Raw genomic sequence first — 24,549 nt, forward strand, 5'->3', positions numbered from 1 at the left:
TACTGCATCTTCGGAAATGTACCTGGTAACGAGTTTGCTGTTCCGATCTCATGACCGGAACAGCATTTTCTTTTTTTGGAGTTGCATTGGCAATATGCAGGCTCCCTCATTTTACCGCAGGCGGTTTCAAGCTTGTCATGAGGTCATGTAGTTTTGGCGTTAACTTTACTGCGAAGAATCCGCTCTGAAACCATGGGATTCCTTCGAAAGAGCATGGTGACCTGCTTAGTGGGATTCGGCTAAAGTTGCTTGGATTGCACGGCGCAGGTTAGTGAGGTGTGCTCTGCTCCGGCGGAACCTACCTCGTGCCCGCTTATCGCGGGAAACATAACAAAGAACTCTGTGCCTTCACCAAGTTTGCTTCTGTAGTCTATTGTACCGCCAAAATGCTCAACAATTTCCTTTGAAATGTGCATCCCGAGTCCGGTACCGCCTGCGTGACGTTCGTCGGAGGAGTCTATCTGGGAAAAGCAATCGAAAACTTTGTCATGGAACCCCTCAGGTATCCCGATGCCATGGTCTTTGACGAAGAGGCGAATATGCCCGCCGACTTTCTCGCATCCGACGGTTATCTCGCCTCCATCAAGGGAGAATTTAGCTGCGTTGGAGATAATGTTGGCCAACACCTGAAGAAGGCGGGAGGCATCACCTTTAACGTATAGATCATTGTTTCCCCTTAAGTCTTCTACAATTTCTACGTTGTGAGCACTGGTGTATCCCGTGTTACATGCAATCGCTTCCTGAATCAGCGCATGTACATCAACAGTTCCTTCACGGTAGTTCATCTCGCCCGCTTCCATTTTTTGAATGTCCAGCACATCATTGATTAGGGATGCGAGCCGTTCGCAGTTTTTACCTGCTAAATGAATGAGGCTTTGCATTGATTCTGGAGCTTCACCCAATGCGCCTGTGTTGATTAGGTCAAGTGATCCCTTGATCGAAGTGAGAGGCGTACGCAGTTCATGGCTAACTGTCGATATGAACTGAGTTTTCGCAATGTAGGCCGCTTTTGTTCTTTCGTGCTCTGCTTTGAGCTTTTCGAGTTGTTCCAAATTCCTGCGGTAGAGCTTCAGAAACACCATCGAACAGTCAATCAGAAAGTACATTACAAAGATAACGGTGAAGAAGTGCAGCCAGAGTTCAGATGAAAGCTCGGGGCGTTCGGTCCAGATATCTTTGACGACAATCAACATGAACGATACGCCGTACATGGTCAGACGGACAATCATTGCCCACAGAAACTGATGGTTGTTCATTGCAGCAAACAACGCCGCAGCAAACAAGAAGAACATTGGAGTAAAGTGACCGCCGGCGGGTTGTGCGAAAGCAACTGAAACAGCATACAGGCAGATTGCAGTTGAGCTGAGGATCGTGTTCAACAGAATCCAAGCAACCATCATACCAATTGCTTTGTGCTGATCTGGCTTTAAGCGCGGTACGCGTTTGGCCAGCAATAAATCTTGCGCTTCGCATATGAGGATTGTCCCATAGAACAGCATGGCGTTAACGGGATCGAAGAAGAACGCAGTCAAAATGGTCGTGGCCAGATAAATAGCCTGCCGCTGCCACAGAAGCGCAAAGCTCATGGCAGTATAATCTATTATGTTTTGCAGAAGCCGGTTTTCCGTTTCACCAGAATCCCGGTCCGGCAGATTGGCGTCGATGGCTGTCATCTAGATGTCTTCGTTTTTCGCGCTTGGACAGTACCATTAGCGGCATAATGAGGACTTAGTTGGTCTGAATTGGGTTCACAGTTTGGCGCTAATCCTTTGAAGGCCACCGTAATTGTTGGCGTTTCACGCAAGATTCTGATGTGAGAGGTTGAAAAATTTTTGTTGCGCAAATGCAGTGTGGGGCGCCCAGAATTGACGATCTCGTTGCTAAGTGCAATTTTTTTTATCTTAATGTGCCATAAAGAAGGAGAAAATCTAAAAGGGTTGGGGTTTGACTGCAGTTGAATTTACGAAGTTGGGGCAGGGCGCTGTCGCTCCTGTTTCGGCTAGGCTTGCAAAAAAGCCGGTGACACTGCTTCAGTTTGCAAGGTCCGCTGGTCGAAACATGTTTGAAGTCATCCCGGCCGAAACTCTGCGTGAAACTTATGTTCGTGGGCCTTTAAACATACACTATATCTGCGATCCTGAAATAATAACCGAGCTACTTGTCGGGCAGGGCCGTTCGTTTCCCAAAGCCAAGTTCACTAAAGACATTATTGGATCGGCTGTAGGCAACGGGTTGATACTCTCTGAAGGGGAAAAATGGCGTCAGCAGCGGCGTAGGTATTCTCCACTATTCGCCGCCAGGAACCTCCCGGTTCTGGCTCGGCATTTTGCAGAGACTGGTGTCGAGATTGCAGATTCATTGGCGGAACACGAAGGCCCCGTAGATGTTGCACAAATTGCACCTGCATCAACGTTGACGAATATTTCCAGGGTGATTTTTTCGGGTAACAAGAAAGTCAGTTCAGAGCAAATACGCGTGGGGCTGATCAAGTATTTTGAGTACATTTCTGATTTGTCTCTTTTCGATTTAATGGGTTTGCCAAAGTGGGTGCCGCGCAAGAATTGGCTACGCAGCCTGGCCCCGGTGACTAATATGCGGAACCTTGCCAGACAGGTTATTGATCAGCGTCGCTCCGAATGCCGCAGCGAGCCACAGGATTTCCTCGATTTCATGATTGAGGCGTTGAAAACAGATTTCGAGGATGAAGCGACAACCGTTGACAACCTTTTAACCTTTGTCGTCGCTGGTCATGAAACTTCCGCCAACGCTCTGGCCTGGGGGTATTATCTGCTGGCGTTGCACCAAGATATGCAAGCTAAGGTTAGACAAGAAATTCGGTCGGTTCGCCCCAAAGGTCCAATGGAGTTTTCTGACCTGGAGGCAATGCCACTCCTGCGCGCCCATGTAAAAGAGACGCTGCGGCTTTACCCTTCAGCCGCGTTCTTTGCTAGAGACGCAACTGCCGACCTTGAAATCAAAGGGGTAAAGATTGCAAATGGTGACGCGCTGTTCTTCCCAGTTTACTCTTTGCACAGAAACGAAAAACTATGGGATGCTCCTGACCACTATCGACCGGAACGGTTCTTGGGATCTACACTACCTCGAGGTCAGTACATTCCATTTGGAGATGGTCCCAGAATCTGCATTGGTGCTCAGTACGCTGAAACTGAAATCATGGTACTTATGGCTTCGGTGCTCCGTCGAATAAATTTTTCGATTACAGAGTCTGAATTACCGGAACCAGTTTTGACATTCACCATGCGTACCAGTGGCCCACTCATCCTCAATGCCGAACGGGTTCGCGAATAAAGTTGATATCTAAACTCCAGTGCCTGACCTTTGATCGACGTCAGGCCTGGCGATAGAATTAGCTTACTGCCGGCGAGTGAGGTAAGTGTTATCGCCGTACAGCTCACGCAAGACTACATCAAACAATCTATCGTTGACCATTTCTTTGCGATGCGGTGTGGGCTCTGAAAATGTGGAAGAGGTTGTAACCAGACCCTTTCTGAGATTGGCCTCACGATGATTCACTTTTTTGATAGCCGTGTCCAAAGAGGCGAATGCTCCAACCTTCGTAAAAGAACGAAGCGATACCGGTGTACCTTTCACCACTTTAAGATGGACAGATGCGCAGCGGTTGCTGAGAACAGTCCCTAGTTCTTGGTTTAGGAAAGCTTCGGTCGGAATATTCTGGGTGCGTTCCCTCCCATGTGTAACAACGAGAAATACGCCACTCCCGCGATAGGAATAGATTCCTCCAGCAGCCTGTGTTGTTCTTTCAATGCAGAATCCAATGTCGGAAACAGATCGCCGAAAATCACCAAAATTCTTCAGATCAAAGTGATACTCGGCGTCACGAAATTTGATTGCGGTGACCCAGGTGTCAAATCGACGCCTCCGTGAAAGCTGCTCGACATAGTTATCGAATTCGACATACCCCAAGCATTGTTCCTGCTCGTCGATAGACAAAGGATCCTTGAAATTGAATTTCTGGTTGAAATCCAATTCACTGCGAAGATTTTCTATCGACGCCGATGAGGATTGGGTTTTCCTTCTTTCCATCATCAGAAGGTGAGCAGCGTTCATACGGCTGCGCAATTCAAAGAAGTCGAAGGGTTTAGTTACATAATCAAACGCGCCTTCTAAAAATGCCTTCTCGATGTTGTGCCTGTCATCCAGTGCAGTCAGCATTATGACAGGTGTTTCCAGATTTTCCGGCAGGTTTCGGATTTGTGAAAGCAACTCTATCCCTGAGGTTCCAGGCATCTGAATGTCAACAAGCAGACAGTCGAACGGGGATTCTGCTGCTTCTATCATCCCAAGCGCTTCATCAGCTGAACTGGCAGCAGCCACATTGCAGTTTTCGAGTTCAGGAAGTGCTGACTGGAGCAATTTCAAAATGTCAGGATCATCATCAACCGCCAGTACAGTAAGTGCGGCCTTTCTTTGCGCTCGATGCTCTAAATTTCTTTGGAACCGATCACTGCCAAATGTGGAATGTCTCATAACTGGTGAACCGTCGATATCCTCATAACGGGATAAACTTATGAGGAGAGTGGGCCGAAACAGCGGCAAAAATGGAGAAAGTCTTCGTAGAAAGGGGCTTTTTCTTGACCTTTATTTGGCGCCAACGGCCTCAATAACGAATTGCCAGTTATTGTTGTGAACTAGCGTCGCTTTCTCTTAACGTTATTTTTTCGGCAATCTGTTGGCGCTAAAGGGCAGTCTAAGATCGCAAAACTACGGAAATGAACAACGGTTGGAAGTCTAAGCATCGACTCTGGAAACCCCACGAAAATGCAATACAGCCGAGTTTTCCCAATAGTCTTAAAATCAACCTTAGTTGCAATGAAATATGCGTCGGGCGTCCAAGAGTAAATAAGACAATCTAGTGGGTTAGGTGTTCTATTTACTTGTGGATGTTGAATAAAACCGACTGACTGATGGTGCCATCGATGGAAAACTTTGCGCCGACAGGCGAGGCATTGATGCCCAGTCGCCGTGACCACCGTGCCCAGACTGAGGGGACGATGCCCAGGATGCTGGTCGCACCACCTTCCATCGCGACAGTAGTCATCTGGTGAAACAACTCCTGTTGAACCGAAAGCCTGCGCGACGATGCAACATCCTTTGCCACGAAGAAACGGGATGCTTCCCAAACAGAGCGCTTTACCGGAGCGTCAATAAATAGAACGTCAGTTGGTATTCCTTTAAGGATACCTCTTTGCGCGTCGCGCAGCATATAACTGTATACCCCGCACTCTGCAGTCGTGGGTAGAAGTCGCACACCTCCTAAGACCTCACCGAATTCATGCAACACAACCCATCGACAGGCTGGCGTGTCGTATTGGTCAAATTCCATCCCGTCAGCTTCACCAACTTGCCACTTTAACTGGTCAATGAAAATTGATTTTCTGGTTTCAAGGTATTTTGTCAGAAGGGTGCCATGCTCGGAAATATTGCGAAAATTAAGTGTAGTCGCACGAATATGGCCAATGTTGCCACGTGGCATTGGCGGACTGCTATTGGCAGCAAATATTTCTAGTCGCGCCAAAGTATTTGGTGCGCCTGAAGTGCCGTTAGCAGGTGTCAGTTCCGGAAGCTCCTCCGGAACCGGGTATGTCTGCTTATACCTGAGTGGTTGGTCCATATTTTACTCATATTTCTGACACACTTATGGCAAGATTCAACTCAGCAAGTCCACAACCCTATGCGGTAGTTGCCCGAATAGATGGATAGGTGTGTCTAAATCTCCTCCCTTCCTTTGGTTACCTTCGCTAATTGACCAAAAACTTTAGAAAGTTCTTGGCTTCTATTTTCTCCCGCAGGTTCCACTTTTTCCCCCATGTCTGGCAACATTTTGAAAAAATACAGCTTCTCTTATGTATTCCTTTCAAATTCTCGCCCGGATCAGGCGCGGTTTCGCTATCCGATAGTATTTCGAGGCGGTCGTGACGGCTGATAGGAGCAAAGTTAAAATGGCATAAAGAATTGGAGGGATTTGCTTTTCAGTATGCGCTCTCGCACGGGAAGAATTGCGCAAGTTAAAAAAATGCACAGACATAAGGAAGCCCACCTTGTGTCACCGTTTTGCCGTCTTCGTAAGAGAGGATGAGAAAACCCTGAGTGTATCATGCGCGAGCCAACCGTTGCCTGAAGTCTGCAATGCCCAACGTTTGGTGAGGTGTAAAAGGTTGGTGAAAAGTTATGCGTATTCTTGCTGTAGACGACGATCCTAGCATCCTGGAGTTGCTAGATAGAGTTCTAGACGCGTTCGGTTATAAAGACGTCGTCACCGCCAGAAGTGGGCCAGAGGCCATTGAAATACTGTCACGACCTAACGAAGCGTTCGACTGCTTGCTATTGGATGTGCAGATGCCGCAAATGAACGGCATAACTCTTTGCGAAGAAGTGCGAAAATTACCAGATTACACTTACACGCCTATTATCATGGTGACCGCCATGGTGCAAAAAGAGTACATCGACGAAGCATTCGGAGTTGGGGCGACGGACTACGTTACAAAGCCTTTTGAGTTCTCTGATCTGAAGCAGAGGTTGTCTGACGCCTATAGAATGGCAGCGGAACGCAGAGCCGCAATCGAAGTGCTGGAAGCTGAAGCGGATTTTGAGTTGTGTTTTGGCAATAGTCCGGACGTTCGCTTAAGTGATCCGCAATGTTTCGGAGATTTGCCCGGTTTCATTGGGTTAGCTGAATTTGAGAACTACGTAATTCAGCTTTCAACGATGCACTCCATGGCTGCAAAGCTTGTGGCGGTGAAATGTATAGGCGCCGAACAAATCTATGAGACGAGCACGGTCAGTGAATTCCGTAGTGCCATGACTTTAGCTGGTACAGCTGTTCTGTCAGCTAGTCAGGAAGGGCGTAAAGTGGCGACCTATTGGGGAAATGGCGTGTTCTTGGTGATCTACGACAATCAAGTTAATTTGAGCGTGGACCAGTTAGGAGCTCCGCTTCCGGAGGCATTGAAAGAAGTTTCCGGTGACACCACTTCAGGTCGGCCAATTGGCTTCCAAGTTAGCGAAGAAGTTATGCTTAAAGCCAAAACCAAGATGGAGGCGTTGTTCTTGATAGACAAGGCCGTCGAAATGGCTGAAATGTCGGAATGCCGAGCGGCGAATATTGGTTGAAAAACTGCATTTATGGATGGTGATTGAGACTAGGCTGTTGGTGTAAAAAATACATTAGAACGCCCTGAGTTTTTCATTTTGCTGGTTTAAATCGATCCGCGCGCTCGTTCATCAGACGTTCAACCTTTGTGCTTTTGGCCTACTTTGTCCGTTCTCAGTGCCTACCCGGCGGCAACAACTTGGAGAAAGAACCGGTAAGCTTCTTCTCGAAATTTGATCTGATGCGAGATCTGGCGTATTCGCCTCTCTCTAATTTCCTGAAGGTTTCTTTTGCGACCACGGTCAAAGCGTGATCGGTCTAAGCAGCTTCCCGGCATATCCGTTCTTGTTCTTTGATGGGGTCTTTGCCTTTACGGGCTACGGGTCGCCATTTCTCTACTTCTTGGCGTGAATCTTTAGAGCTATGGCTGACAGAGCACCCAACCCCATCCCTCTGCGAAGCCTGTGGATATGAACCCGAAGCACTACTTGCCAGCATCACCGTCGTTTTTGGCAGCCAGAGGTTCTCGCGATCCAAGCACTAGCCGGTTTGAGTGTTCTTCACTTTCAATGATGATAGCTTGTTGAGTGCTGGAATTTGGTCCACCCTATGGTCCACCTTTTAGTGTGAGGCACAGTGAACCACTCTGAGGCGAAGTGAAACCATATTTTTTATTTTGCAGTAAGTTAGACGACTTCTTGAAGCAGCCAGAAACGGTCAGAAGTATGCGTGTTCAAGTCTTCAATGCATCTCGACCGCACCATTCTCTTCTTAATTCATGGCGATCAGCCCTTTGGATCGGGGTAGAGTTGCACCAGTTTGTGCCGGATTGCTGATTACTCCAATTCCTGTCTCGCCCGCGCCTTCTGGGTTGTGTATGACGAAGGTCAACGCAAGTCGGGAAGTATTAATGTCTCAGGCCATTACCGTATTCACCACGATGAAGAACGAAGGCCCCTATATGCTGGAATGGGTCGCGTTTCATAAAACATTGGGGGTCGATCACTTTGTGATCTTCACCAACGATTGCGACGATGGCACCGACGATATTGCCCGCCGACTGCAGGAGTTGGGGTTGGCCACCCATGTCTCGAACGAGGTGAAAGAAGGGGGCAATCCACAGCATCAGATGCTGCGTCGGGCGCGGCGTCAACCCAAGGTCAAGGAAGCGGACTGGCTGTTATGTCTGGATGTGGATGAGTTCTGGAACATCCGCCACGGCGACAACAGCTTTGACGCGTTGATCACCGAGGTCGAAAACCGTGCAGGGCAGCAGGTGGATGCGATTTCATTCGCTTGGAAACTGTTTGGCAGTTCCGGCAATATCAGTTTTGAAGACAGGCCTGTAACCGAAACCTTCGCGATGGGAGATCAGGAGTTTCCATACCATTCGGGCCGGGCGTTTGGACTTAAAACCCTGTTTCGCAACAATGGCAAATTCACCCGGTTTGGCCCGCATCGCCCAAAGGGCATGGAAGAAGGCAAGGAAAGTGAGATTGCCTGGTCTGACGCCGGGGGCAAGCTGTTTCCGGCTGAAAAGGTGGGTTGGCGCGCTTGGCGTGGGTTCGATCATTCACTTGGGCGCCTGCATCATTACTCGGTTCGATCGTTGGACGGATTTCTGATCAAGCGCGACCGGGGGAGGACCAACCATATCAAAGTGGATCAGGGGCAATCCTACTGGCAGGACATGAATGCCAACAAAGAAGCTGACCAATCCATTCAGCCCATCGCACGACGCGCGGCGCCATTGTTGGCAGAACTGAAGGCGGACGAAACGTTGGGCGCGCTGCACGCAAAGGCCTGTGACTGGCACCGTGCCAAGGTCGCCGAGATAAAAATGCGGCCTGACTGGGTGGATTTTCGGGTTTGGCTGGCGGATAATCTTATCTGAAGATCATGGCAGACGACCTTTCGAAAGAGCAGTTGAAACCCGATCACCCCGACCGCAAGACGGGGTATGAACGTATTCTGACCGACCCTGCACCGCCGTGGTTTGTCGAACTCTATCCTGGTGGAGATGGGGCCGGTTTCCTGCAAAAGCTGGAACGCCATTCGGTGCTGTTTCATCAACGCTCTGCCTCGCAACTGGTTGTCAGTTTTGACAATATCGCCAATGCGAACGACCTGTCCTTTGCGCGTGAACCCTGGGGTTGGAAGTTCTTTCGTGATGAGGGCTGGTCGCATATGGGGATATTCGCGCGCACCAAGGCCTGGTATCGAGATCCAGAGATCATCACGTATTTCCAGAACCGCGCAGCCGAAGGGTTTTTCGATCAGTTCGACCAGGTCGTCTTTGCCGGGGCCTCGATGGGCGGCTTCGGGGCGCTGACCTTTTCTGAATTGGTCCCGGGCGCAAATGTGATCGCATTTAACCCTCAGACGTCACTGGATGAACGATTGGTCCCGTGGGAAACGCGGTATCGTTTCGGGCGGGTGCAGGATTGGGATCTGCCATATGGTGACGCCGCGCAGACGGTGAAGCAGGCGGGTAAGGCCTATGTCTTCTATGACCCGTTTTTCGATCTTGACCGGCAGCAGGTCACTCGGCTGAAGGGTGAAAATGTCATGCTGCTTAAGACATGGTTTTCGAACCATTTTGCAGCCCCTATGTTGCGCAAGCTGGGTATCCTCAAGCCCGTCATGCAGAAGGCTATGGACGGATCGCTTGAGGCAGGTGATTTCTATCAGATGATGCGCGCACGGCGCCGGTTGCCGATGGTGATGCGCGCGATTGAGGCGCAGGCAGGCGAACGTCACCCAAAGTTGGTGGGTCAGGCGCGCCATAAATTCCGCATACTGCGTCGCGCCGCATTGGTTGAGGCAGAGAAGTCCCAATGACGCCTGCGAAAGGAGTGTTCATCGGCCAGCGCAAAGACCGCATGGGCGCGCGCCTGCTGATGATGCTGACCTGCATTCGTCTGGCCGAGGATTTTGACACCACTTACAAGGTCAATTGGTTTCCGAAAGGATCGGATGCACCCGAGCTGGATCATCCGCAGGAACTGTTTGCTCAGGATTGGATGGATGCGCAATTCCTCAGTGCAAAGGCGTTTGAAAAACTCAGCGACAAGGCTTTGCCAATCTGGACCTTTCAAGGGGATAAAACCCCAGACCGCCTGATCGCGCATCTCAATTCGGGCCGGTCGGTTGTGGTCGAGGAAGGGTTCGAAGTGCTGGCCTTTCCCTGGGAGGATATCGAAGCGATCCGCCCTCGGTATCGGGATTTCATCCATCAGATCGGCTTTACGGACGAAATCCGCGCCATCATGGACCGGACGGATGAAAAGCTGTCGGGGCAGGGGGTGACGGCCTATCACATCCGACGGGGCGACATTCTGAACGGTTCGCCGTGGAAACACACAACCTGGCCCGCCAAGATCGAACCCGAGGAACTGTACGAGGCGCATCTGGAGAAAACTGCTGGACAAACGTCCATTATGTTTTCCGACCAACCCGAACTGATTACCCGGTTTCAAAAACGGTTTCCGCAATTGCTGCAGATGTCCGACATTGCGGATGTGACAGGCATGCCCCGCGCGCAGCGCGACTTTCTCGAGTTGTATACGATGTCACGCGCTGAACAGGTGGTTGCGCCCTTTATCTCGGCGTTTTCGATGGCGGCGGCCCGCATCTCGGGACGGCAGCGTTTAGTGTTCAAGGATGTCTTGACAGAGGAAGAGATTTCGTCGGCAAGCCACCGCGTGATTGATCGGGTGGCCAAGGGGCCCGGTGCCTTTCTAAATGTCTCTGAGGCGGCTCATGTCTATGCCAAGGCGGCGCAGTATCTTTGTGCGCAGGACCGGATTGAACAAGCCTATGATCTGGCCAAGCCGATTCTGCAGGAAAAGGCGGACAATGCGTTCATGCCGCTTTTGCAGTCAATAAACTGTTTTTACCTTTCAAAGTGGAAGGAAAGCGAGCTACTGGCCAAAATTGGGTTAGAGAGTTCCGATCTTTGGCCCGAGGATTATGCTGTTCTTTTGGCCGTTCGGGCGGCTACTCTGGGCGCACAAAAGAAAAGGTGGTCCGCCAGCCGATATTTGGCCCGTGCGTTTTGGGCCAAACCCATGCGCCCTGACGTTGCGGTGCTTGGGTCGCGGATGTTGTACCGCGGTCAGGTGTCAGCACGGTTGTTTCCGCCAACAGACTGGCGGTTGCAGCGAGAGGTGCGGCGGCGGCGCTTCCCTCCCTTTAACAACCTGTATTTGGTTCAGCATAAAGTGCTGGCACGTCAGCCCTGCAATTTTGACTTTGTTCTGCTGGATTGGTCTGATCTTACCTTGGATCAAAAAGCTCGAAGGTTTTCGAACGATCCATTTCGTCAAGAGCGCCTGCGCGAGAGCTTGGATAATTTGGCAAATATCGAAGGTGACGATCCAGCCGTGTCCGCCGCCAAGGCCATGCTGAATTGGCATCAGGATGTTTTTTCTCTTTCGCAAACCGTGGATGAGATGCGCAAAACTGCGTCAGATTGGCCGGAAAACCCGCTGTACCATCTAAGGCTGGCCACGCTCTACGAGGCTGATCAGGATCAAACGCGCGCACGAATGACAATAGCAGAGGCTTTGGCCTGCGATCCGGGCAATCCGTTTCTGATCTATGCGATGGGGAAATTCCTGATAAGGAACAATGCCATGGAACAAGGGCAAAATCAGATTATTCAAGCTGCTGACCTTGATGAAACTACGCCCGTCATACAAGGGGAGGCCGGGCAAATCTTGTTGCGGCGCGGGAAGAAAAGTAAGGCAAGACCTTACTTGCAAAAAGCGCATGACCTTTTCCCGCCGTATAAACGTTTTGCAAATCAGTTGGCGCGTACTCGATGAGAATGGCACAGGCTTTCAGAACGTCGCCGGAATACTCTTGGCTGTCGCAGCCACTAAGCCTAGGCTGTGGCGAGAACGAAAACCGCAGAACTTCGAGCGCAAGTTCAATATGCAGTTAAACATGAGGCGAATAAGTGTCTGAAAAGGACCCGCGGTATATCAGCGTTACCCCGATGAAGAACGAGGGCCCTTTTGTGCTGGAATGGGTGGCCCATAACCGCGCGCTTGGCGTTGACCAGATGATTGTGATGACCAATGACTGCACCGATGGCACGGATGAATTGCTAAAGCGGTTGGATGAGCGTGGCATCCTGACCCACGTCGACAATAATTCTCGCCGCCAGACCAGCCCGCAAAAACGCGCCTACAGAAAATTCCTGAAGATGGAAGTTGCGCGCCCACAGGATTGGGTGATCGTGATTGATGCCGATGAACATATCAACGTCAAAACTGGTGATAACACTCTGCGCGCGCTGACCGATGCCGTTCCGGACGCTAAGATGATTTCGATGACATGGCGCCTGTTCGGAAATGCTGGTGTCGTTCGATATGAGGATCGATTCCTGTCGGACCAGTTTCGACGAGCGGCGCAAGAGCAGAAATACCGTCCACCGCAAGCCTGGGGTTTCAAAACGATGTTTCAGCGCGAACTTTGGAGTGCGCTGGGGGTTCATCGACCCAAACGCCCGACAGTTGAGACCATGGAAGATTGTCACTGGTACAATGGATCGGGACAATTGATGCCGGACCGGTATTTTAGCGCCAGTTGGCGCTCGGCGCGGGATTCCATTGGGTATGATCTGGTTCAGATCAATCACTATGCGCTGAAGTCCTGTGAAAGCTACCTGGTCAAGAAAATGCGCGGGCGGGCCCACCATCTGGGGGAAAGCCTTGGCATGGACTATTGGAACATGATGAACCAAAACGCCGAGGAAGATGGCTCGATCGATGTCATCCTGGATCGCAAGCGCGAACATTTTTACGAGTTGCTGTCAGATCCTGAAACGGCCCGGCTGCATCATTTGTCCTGCGATCTGCACAGGCAGAAGATCATGGACCTGCGGGCGCAACCAGAGATGCAGGACCTCATGCAGCAGATGACGGCGGATTTTGCGGCCAGTCACAGGGAATGAGCAGGCATATTTCCAAAACAGGAGGTCTCTGATGCTCTGGCTGCATTTGGGTATGCCCAAGACCGGCACGACAGCGCTTCAGGCATATGTGCGTCAGAACAAGGCCCCACTGGCTGATGTCGGCTTGCATTATCTTGAGGCGGGCCGTCGTCGGTTGGAAGGGAGCGGACGTCTGGCGATCAGCCACAACATCATCGCCTTTCGCATCAATCAGACCAATGAGTCGATGGACCCGTTCCGCGCGTTGATGGCAACCGAGTATGAGGCGCACAGCGATCAAACCTGCCTAGTGTCTTCAGAGATGTTCTATTCCTGCGACTTGAACAAGTTGGCACAGGTCTTCGCGGAAATCCCCTCTCGCGACTTAAGGATCACCTACTATTGCCGCCGCTACTCGGATTTCTTTGAAGCCGACTACAAGCAGCGCGCTAAGAATGGACGTATGGGCACCAGCGCGTCGGAATATGTCCGGGACAGGCTGGCGAAAATCAAGAATGACCCTGGCACTTTCACCTTTTCGGCGAAACTGGACCAAATCCGGCAGGCTTTTCCGGGCGTTACGATTGTCCCGATGATGTATGATCGCGCTCAGATGGTCCAAGGCCATATCGTGGATGATTTCATGTCGCGCATAGGCGTGCCTTTGCCGGACGGCACGGCGGCTAAACAGCCCGCTAACCAATCTCAGTCGCGTGTGGCCAGCGAAGCTTTTGGCATTGTCTCACGTTCCATGGGCCGCAAGGAAAGTCGCCAGCTGCGTCGGCGCGTGGTCAGTGATCCGGTCATGATCCGGAGCTATGATGTGCTGGAGCCGGACGAGCGGGCCTGGCTGGATGAGTATTTGACCAAGCAAGACGTCACATTCCAGCAAGAGTTCTTTCCCGACCGGCCAAGGTTGTTTGAACCGGTTGAGCTAAACGAAGAAGACCAGAAATTCCGACGCGACACGCCCGAGGAATACGACGCCCTGCGCCGCGCGTCCGAGATCGTCTTTCGCATGGCGCTAGAGGATTGAACCCTACCGTTCGACGGTGATTTCCTGACGCTGGCGACCGGTTGTTTTGTCAAAGATCAAAATACGGTTGTCATCGGTCACCACCGCATACCAGTTGCTGCCGATTGTCACTGCCTGTGCTTTGGCGCCGTCTGGAAGCTCGATCTGATCGGGCAGGGTGGGGGTTCTGTCCGATAGTCGGATGACAATCAGCGCGAATGTCACTAGAACCCCGCCAATCATCACCGCGGTCAACAACATGACCATTCTCCGCAGCAGGCGAAGCTGCGGTGTTTCCTGCGGTTCTTGGGGTTCGGAAGGGACAGTCATGGGCACCCGCCAGATTGAATTTCAGATTGCGGCCGATCCGCCGCCTCGTCTTGATAAGGCGCTTTCGCGGGATGTACCAGCCGATGAAAACCTCTCGCGCACGCGGTTGGCCCGGCTGATTGATCAGGGCGCTGTTCTGATCGACGGCATCGAGGCGCGCGACCCAAAAGCCAAAGTGGCCGAGGGCGCATCCGTGGCGATTACCGTGAATGAGGCAGAGGACAGCCATATTGGTCCCGAAGATATCCCGTTGGAGATTGTCTTTGAGGACGCAGACCTGATCGTTATCAACAAACCAGCGGGCATGGTTGTGCATCCTGCGCCGGGGTCTCCGAGCGGTACATTGGTCAATGCGTTGCTGCATCACTGCGGTGACGACCTGTCCGGGGTAGGCGGGGTCAAGCGTCCCGGAATTGTACATCGCATCGACAAGGAAACCAGCGGCCTGCTGGTGGTGGCGAAATCCGATGCGGCCCATCACGGTCTGGCTGCACAGTTCGAGGCGCACACGGTCGAGCGCTACTATCGCGCGATTTGCTATGGCGTGCCGGATGCGAATGACCCTCGTTTGCGCGGTGTCAAAGGCGTCAGCTTCGAGCCCGGAAACATCATGCGCCTGACCACGCAACTGGCACGGCACAAGACCGACCGGCAAAGGCAGGCGGTGCTGTTTCATGGCGGGCGTCATGCGGTGACGCGGGCACGTCTGGTTGAGGTTTTTGGATCACCAGCAGGGTTGGCTTTGATCGAATGCTGGTTGGAAACCGGGCGCACGCACCAGATCCGCGTACACATGGCCCATGCCGGGCACGGTTTGGTGGGCGATCCGGTTTACGGCGGCAAGCGAAAACTGGCCGCCAAGGCGTTCAGCGCGACCACAGCCGAGGCCGTGAGAGCCTTTCCGCGGCAGGCGCTCCACGCCGCTGTGTTGGGTTTTGAACACCCGGTAACTGGTGAAAACCTGCGGTTTGAGGCCGAATTGCCCGAAGATATGCAGAAACTGATTGAACAGCTTTGCGCACCGCTGACATAATGCGCAAAGTTACGTGATTAAGACTTTCTTTGGTTTCCTTTATCTATCGTTAATTCCAAACTGTTAACGGTACCTCTTGAACGGATTGGGACGACCTCCCATATCCCATGTTAACGAATTAAACATTTGTCGGAGGGACATGAATCATGGCAAATTACGCAAATCTCCCCGCGCCGACGCCAGAAGGCGGCCTGAACCGCTATATGCAGGAAATTCGCAAATTTCCGCTGCTGGAGCCGGAAGAAGAGTACATGCTGGCGAAGCGTTGGGTCGAAGAGCAAGATACTGAAGCGGCTCATAAAATGGTCACATCGCATCTGCGATTGGCGGCTAAGATTGCCATGGGCTATCGCGGTTATGGTTTGCCGCAGGCCGAGGTGATTTCCGAGGCCAACGTGGGCCTGATGCAGGCTGTCAAAAAGTTCGACCCGGAAAAAGGTTTCCGGTTGGCGACTTATGCCATGTGGTGGATACGCGCCTCGATCCAAGAGTACGTCCTGCGGTCGTGGTCCATGGTGAAACTGGGCACGACCAGCGCGCAGAAAAAGCTGTTCTTCAACCTGCGCAAAGCCAAAGCACGCATTGGCGCGCTGGAAGAAGGCGACCTGCGTCCCGAGAACGTCAAGCAGATCGCCAATGATCTGGGCGTGACCGAAGAAGAAGTCATCAGCATGAACCGCCGCATGTCCGGTGGCGACGCTTCGTTGAACGCGACTGTTGGGTCCGAAGGCGAAGGCACCATGCAGTGGCAGGATTGGCTTGAGGATGAGGATGCCGATCAGGCTGGCGATTACGAAGCCCGCGACGAGCTGGACGCCCGGCGCGAGCTTCTGGCGGCTGCTCTGGAAGTCCTGAATGATCGGGAAAAGGACATCCTGACTCAGCGCCGCTTGATGGATCAGCCCGTCACGCTGGAGGACCTGAGTACGCAGTACAATGTCAGCCGCGAGCGTATTCGTCAGATCGAGGTTCGTGCGTTTGAGAAGCTCCAAAAGAAAATGCGCGAATTGGCGCGTGAAAAAGGGATGCTGGGCAACGTCTGAGACGGACCCAAGCAAAGAAAGCCCGCCTTAGATGGCGGGCTTTTTCGTTTACGCGAAGATAAAATCGCTTTCCGACAGTTGACTGTTTCCAACGCCAAGCAGGTCAATGCTGTCGCCATCTCCCAACTCGATTGTGGTGCGGAAGAACCCGCTTTCGATGTGGTCTTCGATATCCTCGAAGCTGTCGATACCGTCGTAGCCGCTGAGGTCGATCTTGTCCTTGCCGATCTCGAAGTCGAGGATGGTATCTTCTCCGTCGCCTTCTTCGAAGAAAAAGGTGTCACGCCCACGGCCGCCGACCAAAAAGTCATCGTCAGCGCCGCCATCGATCAGGTCTTTGCCGCGACCGCCAAAGATTTTGTCGTTCCCATCATCGCCGCGCAGTATATCCATGCCGCGCCCGCCGAAAATGGTGTCATTGCCATCACCACCTAGAACAATATCCTTACCGCGACCGGCGCCGATGACGTCATTTCCGCCACCACCATGCACAAAGTCCTTGCCACGACCGGTGAAGTGGAATTCGTCCGAGTCATCTCCCAGAATGAAATCTGTATTCTTCTGGCCAAGGATGCCGGTCACGGATACCGGCAGCAGAACCCCATCCAAAACGTGAATGATCCCGTTCGAGGCGGGAACGTCGAATCCGACAAGACCTGGATCGTCGATTCCCGGGTCCGCATCGCCCAGGCTGGGTGGCATGCTGGAAAGGTTCAGTTCCACTTCACCACCCTGCAGCGTTTCGATGGCCGCACCGTCACCCAAACTGACGACCTCTTGTTTCGTGAATGACCCATCGACGACGTGATAGGTTAGAATCTCGGTCAGCAGAGGAATCGGATCGCCACCGCCTAAAAGGGTCAGGGCTTTCACGATGTGATTGATCGCTCCGGCTTCGTCCGAGCCTTCAAAGCCCAAAGCCTGAGCCAATCCGATAAATGCCGCATCTTTCGGCGCAAAAACGGTCAGATCGGCGTTGGGGTCGGCCAACGCTCCGTCCAGACCTGCTGCAAGAACGGCCTCGCGAAGGATGTCGAAATCATGAGCGTTATGGTCGAAGGATCCCGGGTCCCCGCTTAGTTCCAGGACTTTTCCGGTAATCGAAGGTAGTTCTGTATTAGCTGGCATATCGGTTTATCTCCCACCCGGTTGCGCGCCTTTGGTCGGGAGTAATGCTGACAGGTCAGGTTTCTCTCCCCGGCGATAAAGATGTTACGGGGAGAGTTGGAAAACGGATCACGAAATTCGGATTTATCAATTGAGAGCCCGGATAAGATCCGGTTTGGCGGCACCGAATCTCATTTAAATTTCAACAATTTGAATCACAAGGTGCAACTAGTTCAATTGTTGCTGGAAAACTCTCACCATATTCTCACCCATCACTTTCCGAACCTGAGCTTCGGTCAATCCCTGATCCAACAATGCCGAGGTCAGGGCCGCCAATTCCGATGTGTCAAATGCGGTTTCTACTGAGCCATCATAGTCTGACCCCAACGAGACATGGTCTTCGCCAACGGTCTGGATGGCTGCCTTTATCATCTTGGCGATGCCGTTCGGGGTGATGTCCCCGCAGGTAACGTCCGCCCAATAGCCCATGCCGATTACACCGCCGGTGGCGGCAATCTGTTGCATCAGATCGTCGGGATAATTGCGTTTGACCGGGCAGAATCCGTGCAAGCCGCTGTGGCTGACGATCAGGGGAACATCAGTCATATCGATCACGTCACGCGCGACCTGAGGGCTGGAATGGGCCAAATCGATCACTACGGGCCGTTGCGTTAGGTCCGCCACAAGCTGACGGCCGAACTCTGTCAGGCCAGCGTTGCCCACCCCATGTAATGATCCGCCAAGTTCGTTGTCAAAAAAGTGGTGCAGTCCAAACACTCGGTGGCCGGCGTCGAACAGAGCGTCCAGATTGTTCAGATCGCCCTCTAGAGCATGCGCGCCTTCAATGCCTAGGATGCCTCCGACAACGGGTTGGCCTGCCGCTCGGGCAGCCAGCACGGCGTCCAGGTCAGCCCTTGTCTTGACGACTTTCAGATGCCCGTCCGAGGCCGCTTCGAACTGATGTAGCTTTTCCGCCTGATAGACGGCGCGTTCCTTCAGGCTGTCCCACGTGCGCAATGGCCACAACTGTCCGATGGCCAAAAGGGTAATGTTATCAAAAGACTCAGCCGAGTTCGCCTCATAGTTCTGACCGGCAGGGGATTTGGTGACGGCGGTGAAAACCTGTAGCGCGACGTTACCCTCGATCAGTCGTGGGATATCTACCTGACCGCGGGTGCCTCGTTCGGTCAGATCGCGGCTCCACAAAAGGGGGTCTGCGTGTAGGTCGCCGACGATCAGGGTTTCGTGCAATGCGGCGGCATCGTCGGACACCTCATAAGGGGCATGGGCGATCACGTTGTTCCGCTCGGCTTCAATATAAGACGGAAGAAATCCGAAAAACACGACGGCACCGACCGCAACTGCAAGCAACAGCAGACCGCCAATCCACTTGAGGACCCGTTTCATTCTCACTCCCTTTCAACCATTGGGGGCAGACTACGAAGGTTCTATGCAGATAAAAGCCTGACTTAACGTCGGATGGTTGCTAGAAGGTCAGGAAATGGGGCTGTTAGCGATAACGATTGGATCGCCCCTGATTACACAGGTCGGAGGAAATTATGCATATACCAGTTCAATGGGGCGTTCTGGGTGCTGCCAAATTCGCGCGGCAATTCATGGCACCGGCGATTCATGCGGCCCACGGCGCGCGTCTGGCCGGGCTGGCCACGTCAGACGCTGCCAAGGCTGAACCGTTTCGGGCCTTTTGTTCTGACTTGGTGGTTTATGACAGTTATGACGCGTTGCTTGCGGACCCACAGATTGAGGCTGTTTATATTCCCTTGCCCAACCACCTGCATGTGGAATGGAGTCTGAAGGCGCTAGAAGCGGGTAAGCATGTACTGTGTGAAAAGCCGATGGCCATGACCGGGGCCGAGTTCGACACTCTGATCCAAAAACGGGATAAGACCGGGCTGCTGGCGGCCGAGGCTTTCATGATCGTCCATCATCCGCAGTGGCAATTGGTGCGAAAGTTGATTTCCGATGGGGCCATCGGCAAATTGGTGCATGTGACCGGTGCCTTCAGTTTCGACAATCGCGCGGATACCGGAAACATCCGCAATCGTGCCGAGACCGGCGGTGGCGGGCTGCGCGACATCGGTGTTTATGTGATCGGCGGCGCGCGGTTTGCGACAGGGCAGGAACCTGTGCGGGTGGAGTCAGCCATCCGATGGCAGGAAGGGATCGACACTTTCACGGAAATTCGCGCACAATTTCCAGATTTTACCTATTCCGCCTATGTCTCGATCCGCATGCATCCGCATCAAGAGATGGTGTTTCACGGTGAAGGTGGGGTTATTCGCCTGACTGCTCCGTTCAACGCACGCGTCTTTGGTGAGGCGCGCGTGGAATTGCACCGTCCGGGGCTTGAGGTTCAGGTCACGCGCTTTCCCGGGGATGACCATTACAAGCTGCAGGTCGAGGCGTTTTGCCGATCCTTGCGCGAAGGTGTCAAATACCCATGTCCGCTTGAATTCTCACGCGGGACGCAGGAGATGATTGATCGCGTGCTGGAAGGGGCGGTTTCCCTCTGACTTGCCACGTCGCGTCCGGCTCGGCTAATCTGGCGTGCACCTGATCAGGAGGACGCCATGGCAGGCGGTTGGGCGCGTGACGGCGCAGTGAGTGAACAAATCGAAGCATCCATTTCGGATGAGCTTGCCCGGATGCAGGCGCAAATGCAGCCAGTGGGCGAAAGCCTGACCCATTGCGCCGAATGCGAGGAACCGATCCCCGAGAAACGGCGTTTGGCCTTGCCGGGCGTCAAACTGTGTCTGGATTGCCAGCAGGAACGGGATGGGGCTTTCAAAGCGCGTTCTGGGATCAATCGGCGTGGCTCTAAAGACAGTCAGTTGAAGTAAGCAGATTCGAAGGATGCCCGACACCAAGCTTTTTCAAAATGGTCTGGTGCTTGGGTTTCTGGCCGCCTTCCTTTGGGGCACACACAGCGTCATCGTGCGCTATCTGACCAGCGATCTGGGCGGGCTGCAAATTGCGGTGACGCGCCTGTTCATTGCCGCAATGGCCATCTATTGCATGCTGCGCGTGATGCGGGTTGCCGTGTCGATCCGTCTGAGCGACTGGAACTTTCGGCTTGCGGTTCTGTCGACGGTCGTCAACTACATCCTGTTCCATATCGGCTTGGAATATACCGGTGCGGCCAATGCGATGGTGCTTGAAAATACGGCGCCATTCTTCGTGCTGGTGTTTTTGTACTTCTTTGCCGACACCCCCGTCACACGCACCGATGTTCTGGCCACAGCGTTGGCAATTCTGGGCGTTTTTCTAACAGTTTATCAGGATTTCCAAGGGGGCGGAGACCCCTTGTTCGGCGATCTGCTTGAAATCGGTGCGGGCCTCAGCTGGGCGGTGTTTCTGATCTCAAGCAGCCGCGCGATGCGCAATTCGGAATCAACCGCAGAGCGTCTCAATTTCCTCTTCGGGATATTCCTATGCTCTGGCGTTTTGTTGCTGCCGCTGGCCGTGTTTTCGTTGCAAGTTCCGACGGCCAATGACGTGGTCTTCCTGCTCCTGCTGGGGGTGCTTCCGACCGCGCTGGCCTATTACTTGTGGTACGAGGCCGCCGCGCGGGTGTCGACGCTGACAGCGACCTTGATGTTCGCCGCCTCGGTCGTGTTCACTTTCATCAACTCGGCGCTGTTTCTCGGGGCCGCAATCACGCCGATTGCAGCCCTTGGGGCGGTGTTGATCGTAGCCGCCGTGTTCCTGACAACCAAAAATCAGAAGTGATCAGTTTTCCATCGCTTCCAATTCGTCGATGAAGCCCGAAATCATCGACAAGCCCTTGTCCCAGAATTTCGGATCGCTGGCGTCCAGTCCGAACGGGGCAAGCAGTTCTTTGTGGTGTTTGGACCCACCAGCGCGCAGCATTTCGAAATACTTGTCTTCGAACTCTTCGGACCCGCTTTCGTAAACGGAATAGAGCGCGTTCACCAACCCATCCCCAAACGCATAGGCGTAGACATAGAAGGGTGAGTGTACGAAATGCGGGATATAGGCCCAGAAGGTTTCGTACCCGTCCATGAATTCGAATGCGGGGCCAAGGCTTTCGGCCTGAACACTCATCCACAGGGCGTTGATGTCATCCGGGGTCAGTTCGCCTTCACGCCGTGCCGCGTGCAGTTTGCATTCAAAATCATAAAAGGCGATCTGACGGACAACCGTGTTGATCATATCCTCTACCTTACCGGCCAACAGCACCTTGCGCTGCTCGGGCGTTTCGGCCTGATCCAGCATTTTGCGGAAAGTCAGCATCTCGCCGAATACGCTGGCGGTTTCGGCCAGGGTCAGCGGGGTGGATGACAGCATCTCACCCTGATCTGCGGCCAGAACCTGATGCACGCCATGGCCCAGTTCATGCGCAAGGGTCATCACGTCGCGCGGCTTGCCCAGATAGTTGAGCATGACATAGGGGTGGACTTCCGTGACGGTTGGGTGCGCAAACGCACCCGGCGCCTTACCGGGTTTCACGGCGGCATCAATCCAGCCCTTGCTGAAGAATGGCGCTGCAATCTCACCCATACGTGGATCAAACGCGTTATAGGCGTCCATCACCGTCTTTTCGGCTTCGTCCCATCCGACGATGCGGGTGTCTTCCATCGGAAGGGGTGCGTTGCGGTCCCAGACCTGCATCACATCCAGACCCAGCCATTTGCGCTTTAGTTCATAGTAACGGTGGCTGAGCATGGGGTATGCAGCCACGACGGCCTCGCGCAGGGCCTCGACCACCTCGGGTTCCACATCGTTTGAAAGGTGGCGACCGGTTTGTGCCGTGGGCATATTGCGCCAACGGTCGACGATTTCCTTTTCCTTGGCCTGCGTGTTGTGTACGCGGGCGAAGGTTTTGACGTTGTCCTGAAACACAGCCGCCAGTTCGCGTGCCGCCGCTTCACGCTTGGAGCGGTCCTGTTCAGTCAGCAGGTTCAGGGTGCCTTCGATGTTCAACTCTTCACCATCAACGGTGAATGTCAGCCCGGCGATGGTTTCGTCGAACAGGCGTTCCCAAGCGTCACCTACAACGCCCAGATCGTGCAGAAATTTTTCCAACTCATCAGACAGCTGATAGGGCTTCATCGCGCGAATGCGGCGGAAGACGGGCTCATATCGGGCCAGATCGGCATTTGCGTCGAAGTTCGCTTTCAGCGCGTCATCGTCGATGCGGTTGATTTCCAATGTGAAGAACACCAGCGGCGTGGTGTAAATTGTGATCTTTTCCTGCATATCCGACAGGAATTTGGCGCGCTCAGCATCTGTGGTCAGTTGGTAATAGCGCAGACCGGCAAAGGACATGATGCGGCCCGCGATGGCGTTGATCTTTTCGTTGCGCTGCACGCAGTTCAGCAGGCTTTCGGCATCCAGATCAGCCAGCTTGCCTTCGTAGTCGGCGGCGAAGGACGCGCACTCACCCTCAAGCCATTCCAGATCGCGGTCCAGTTCCGGCGCTTCTTCCGAGCTGTAGAGGTCAGTCAGATCCCATTCCGGCAGGTTGCCAAGATCGCCGGCGCCTCCGGCTGCGTTTGCGTCACGGACGGGAAAGGGAAGGTCGCGCATGGATCACCTCGGAATATCTGCTTTGGCAAACATCTAGGCGCGGGCGACCCGGATCACAAGCCGCCTTTGCGTGAGGTTTTGTTTAGCTGGAAAGAGCAGCCGAGGTCGGTGCGTCCGAGTGGGCGGCCAAAAAATGTCCCGTCAGTTGATCAAAGACGGGCCCGCGCACGTCAGGCGCCTCCATCAGTACCTCATGTTCGCCATCGGGAATTTCAACCAGTGTGCCGCTGGGCCAGTTGGCCATCCGCGCCCGGATCGCTTTGCGGTCAACGATTTGCTCGTGACTGCCAAGGAAGGTCAGGGCAGGTGTGGAGGGCGCGGTTTGTTCCATCAGCCAGGCGCATTCGTCCAGCGCTTCGCGCAGCCAAATGGTCGAAGGCGCGCCAAGGGCCAGTTCCGGGTGCGCCTCAAGCTGGTCTTTCATCATTTGATACATCGCCGCATCGCGCGTCAGCATGTTGCCTTCGAAGGGTTGTGAGGCGACGTAACTTTCCAGCGACGTGGTCGGAGGCGTTTTCTCACCCAGCCCAATTCGTGGCCCCCAATAGGCCGTCAACCGGCTGAGCGGTTTCATGATCGGAGTGAAAAAGATCCCCCACATCGGGCCGGTAAAGGCGCAGGCTGCAAAAACATCTCGCTCCAGCACCGCGCGCAGACCAATTGCGCCGCCCATCGAATGGCCGATCACGTACCAGGGTTTGGGCAAATCAAGTTGGACGGCAAGTTCCAGGGCGGCATGCACGTCTTGTTGATAGTCGGTGAACTGATCGACATGGCCGACCCGGGGATCGTCCAGCAAACGGTCTGCCAACCCCTGACCGCGCCAGTCGACGGCCAGAAAGGCAAACCCACGGTCGATAAATTCAACCGCCGTGTTACCGTATTTTTCGATGTATTCTGTCCGGCCGGGGAACATCATCACCGTGCCGTTTGTTGCACCTTCGGGGTACCAGTGACCCACACGGATACGCGTATCGTCCGCAGTCGTCACCCAATGGGCCGCACCACCGGCAGGCCCGCCGGCCACGTCTTCAAAGAAAGGGGCCGGCGAGAACTTCATCAGGCCAGCACCGAGGCGAGTTTCATGGCAATACCCATGTCTCCATCCACGCTCAGCTTGCCCGACATGAACGCACCGGTGGGGTTCAGGTCGCCGCTGAGGATTTGTTCGAACGTATCCGCATCTGCGCTCAGGGTGACATCTGCGTCGTCATCGCTGACACGTGCGCCGTCCGCGTCCAGTACGATAGCGCCCAGATCGGCGATGGCAAATTTGGCCGATGCGTCGAAATCGCCGCCGGACAGCTTTTCGTTCAGCGCGGCTGCGGCTTTTTCAAGAATGTCGCTCATGGTGTTCCTCATATTGTTTCTGCGCCG

21 protein-coding genes are annotated in these 24,549 nt (G+C 53.5%); 12 read left to right on the forward strand and 9 right to left on the reverse strand.

Annotated features, from left to right (window positions below):
* Positions 1-239: 239 nt before the first annotated feature.
* Positions 240-1,673, reverse strand: coding sequence for a sensor histidine kinase (locus ACR0B8_RS03015; protein WP_226688587.1), 1,434 nt, complete (start codon positions 1,671-1,673; stop codon positions 240-242).
* Between the two features lie 271 nt (positions 1,674-1,944).
* On the opposite strand from ACR0B8_RS03015, the gene ACR0B8_RS03020 reads away from it, so the two are divergent.
* Entirely contained in the window at positions 1,945-3,309 is a 1,365-nt protein-coding gene (locus tag ACR0B8_RS03020) for a cytochrome P450 (protein WP_170409423.1), read from the forward strand.
* A gap of 63 nt (positions 3,310-3,372) precedes the next feature.
* On the opposite strand, the gene ACR0B8_RS03025 is transcribed toward ACR0B8_RS03020, so the two are convergent.
* A complete protein-coding gene (locus tag ACR0B8_RS03025) occupies positions 3,373-4,509 on the reverse strand; it encodes a response regulator (RefSeq protein WP_226688585.1) in 1,137 nt (378 codons plus the stop codon).
* 403 nt (positions 4,510-4,912) lie between these two features.
* Entirely contained in the window at positions 4,913-5,653 is a 741-nt protein-coding gene (locus ACR0B8_RS03030) for an acyl-homoserine-lactone synthase (protein ID WP_226688584.1), read from the reverse strand.
* A 557-nt stretch (positions 5,654-6,210) separates the two neighbouring features.
* Between ACR0B8_RS03030 and ACR0B8_RS03035 the strand changes: the two genes are divergently transcribed.
* The 6 genes from ACR0B8_RS03035 to ACR0B8_RS03060 all read left to right on the forward strand — a co-directional run bounded on the left by ACR0B8_RS03035 (position 6,211) and on the right by ACR0B8_RS03060 (position 14,109).
* A complete protein-coding gene (locus ACR0B8_RS03035; protein ID WP_170357922.1) occupies positions 6,211-7,152 on the forward strand; it encodes a response regulator in 942 nt (313 codons plus the stop codon).
* Positions 7,153-8,042: 890 nt separating this feature from the next.
* Positions 8,043-9,026 carry a glycosyltransferase family 2 protein gene (locus ACR0B8_RS03040; protein ID WP_170357924.1) on the forward strand — a complete coding sequence of 328 codons (984 nt, stop codon included), beginning with the start codon at positions 8,043-8,045 and terminating at the stop codon, positions 9,024-9,026.
* A 5-nt stretch (positions 9,027-9,031) separates the two neighbouring features.
* Complete coding sequence (locus ACR0B8_RS03045) at positions 9,032-9,973, forward strand: hypothetical protein (protein WP_170348364.1); 942 nt, start codon at positions 9,032-9,034, stop codon at positions 9,971-9,973.
* Positions 9,970-11,961 (forward strand): hypothetical protein, encoded by a 1,992-nt coding sequence (locus tag ACR0B8_RS03050; RefSeq protein ID WP_170357926.1) that lies wholly within the window; start codon positions 9,970-9,972, stop codon positions 11,959-11,961. The genes ACR0B8_RS03045 and ACR0B8_RS03050 overlap by 4 nt, the downstream gene beginning before the upstream one ends.
* A gap of 134 nt (positions 11,962-12,095) precedes the next feature.
* Entirely contained in the window at positions 12,096-13,094 is a 999-nt protein-coding gene (locus ACR0B8_RS03055; protein ID WP_170357928.1) for a glycosyltransferase family 2 protein, read from the forward strand.
* Positions 13,095-13,125: 31 nt separating this feature from the next.
* Positions 13,126-14,109, forward strand: coding sequence for a hypothetical protein (locus ACR0B8_RS03060; RefSeq protein WP_170357930.1), 984 nt, complete (start codon positions 13,126-13,128; stop codon positions 14,107-14,109).
* A gap of 3 nt (positions 14,110-14,112) precedes the next feature.
* Here ACR0B8_RS03060 and ACR0B8_RS03065 read toward each other — a convergent pair whose 3' ends face one another.
* Positions 14,113-14,418, reverse strand: a complete 306-nt coding sequence (locus ACR0B8_RS03065) for a DUF6476 family protein (RefSeq protein WP_170357932.1) — start codon at positions 14,416-14,418, stop codon at positions 14,113-14,115.
* On the opposite strand from ACR0B8_RS03065, the gene ACR0B8_RS03070 reads away from it, so the two are divergent.
* Positions 14,417-15,451, forward strand: coding sequence for an RluA family pseudouridine synthase (locus ACR0B8_RS03070; protein WP_226688581.1), 1,035 nt, complete (start codon positions 14,417-14,419; stop codon positions 15,449-15,451). The genes ACR0B8_RS03065 and ACR0B8_RS03070 overlap by 2 nt on opposite strands.
* Positions 15,452-15,597: 146 nt before the next feature.
* Positions 15,598-16,494 (forward strand): RNA polymerase sigma factor RpoH, encoded by an 897-nt coding sequence (gene rpoH, locus ACR0B8_RS03075; protein ID WP_170348370.1) that lies wholly within the window; start codon positions 15,598-15,600, stop codon positions 16,492-16,494.
* A 48-nt stretch (positions 16,495-16,542) separates the two neighbouring features.
* On the opposite strand, the gene ACR0B8_RS03080 is transcribed toward rpoH, so the two are convergent.
* Both ACR0B8_RS03080 and ACR0B8_RS03085 read right to left on the reverse strand, forming a co-directional pair.
* Positions 16,543-17,622 (reverse strand): fasciclin domain-containing protein, encoded by a 1,080-nt coding sequence (locus ACR0B8_RS03080; RefSeq protein WP_480657771.1) that lies wholly within the window; start codon positions 17,620-17,622, stop codon positions 16,543-16,545.
* A 207-nt stretch (positions 17,623-17,829) separates the two neighbouring features.
* A complete protein-coding gene (locus ACR0B8_RS03085) occupies positions 17,830-19,008 on the reverse strand; it encodes a dipeptidase (RefSeq protein WP_226688579.1) in 1,179 nt (392 codons plus the stop codon).
* Positions 19,009-19,160: 152 nt separating this feature from the next.
* On the opposite strand from ACR0B8_RS03085, the gene ACR0B8_RS03090 reads away from it, so the two are divergent.
* From ACR0B8_RS03090 to ACR0B8_RS03100, 3 genes are read left to right on the forward strand one after another with little or no spacing between them, the layout of a single operon-like run.
* Positions 19,161-20,135 (forward strand): Gfo/Idh/MocA family protein, encoded by a 975-nt coding sequence (locus ACR0B8_RS03090; protein ID WP_226688578.1) that lies wholly within the window; start codon positions 19,161-19,163, stop codon positions 20,133-20,135.
* A gap of 57 nt (positions 20,136-20,192) precedes the next feature.
* Complete coding sequence (locus ACR0B8_RS03095; protein ID WP_170577447.1) at positions 20,193-20,462, forward strand: DksA/TraR family C4-type zinc finger protein; 270 nt, start codon at positions 20,193-20,195, stop codon at positions 20,460-20,462.
* Positions 20,463-20,475: 13 nt separating this feature from the next.
* The gene (locus ACR0B8_RS03100; protein WP_170577449.1) at positions 20,476-21,351 is read left to right on the forward strand and encodes a DMT family transporter; all 876 of its coding nucleotides are present in this window, start codon (positions 20,476-20,478) and stop codon (positions 21,349-21,351) included.
* On the opposite strand, the gene ACR0B8_RS03105 is transcribed toward ACR0B8_RS03100, so the two are convergent.
* The 3 genes from ACR0B8_RS03105 to ACR0B8_RS03115 all read right to left on the reverse strand — a co-directional run bounded on the left by ACR0B8_RS03105 (position 21,352) and on the right by ACR0B8_RS03115 (position 24,522).
* Entirely contained in the window at positions 21,352-23,172 is a 1,821-nt protein-coding gene (locus ACR0B8_RS03105; RefSeq protein WP_226688577.1) for a M3 family oligoendopeptidase, read from the reverse strand.
* A gap of 82 nt (positions 23,173-23,254) precedes the next feature.
* On the reverse strand, positions 23,255-24,232 hold the full coding sequence (locus ACR0B8_RS03110) for an alpha/beta fold hydrolase (protein WP_170348377.1): 978 nt from the start codon (positions 24,230-24,232) through the stop codon (positions 23,255-23,257).
* A complete protein-coding gene (locus tag ACR0B8_RS03115) occupies positions 24,232-24,522 on the reverse strand; it encodes an SCP2 sterol-binding domain-containing protein (protein ID WP_058280950.1) in 291 nt (96 codons plus the stop codon). The genes ACR0B8_RS03110 and ACR0B8_RS03115 overlap by 1 nt, the downstream gene beginning before the upstream one ends.
* Positions 24,523-24,549 lie beyond the last annotated feature (27 nt).

Source organism: Ruegeria sp. BH6, assembly GCF_056538105.1.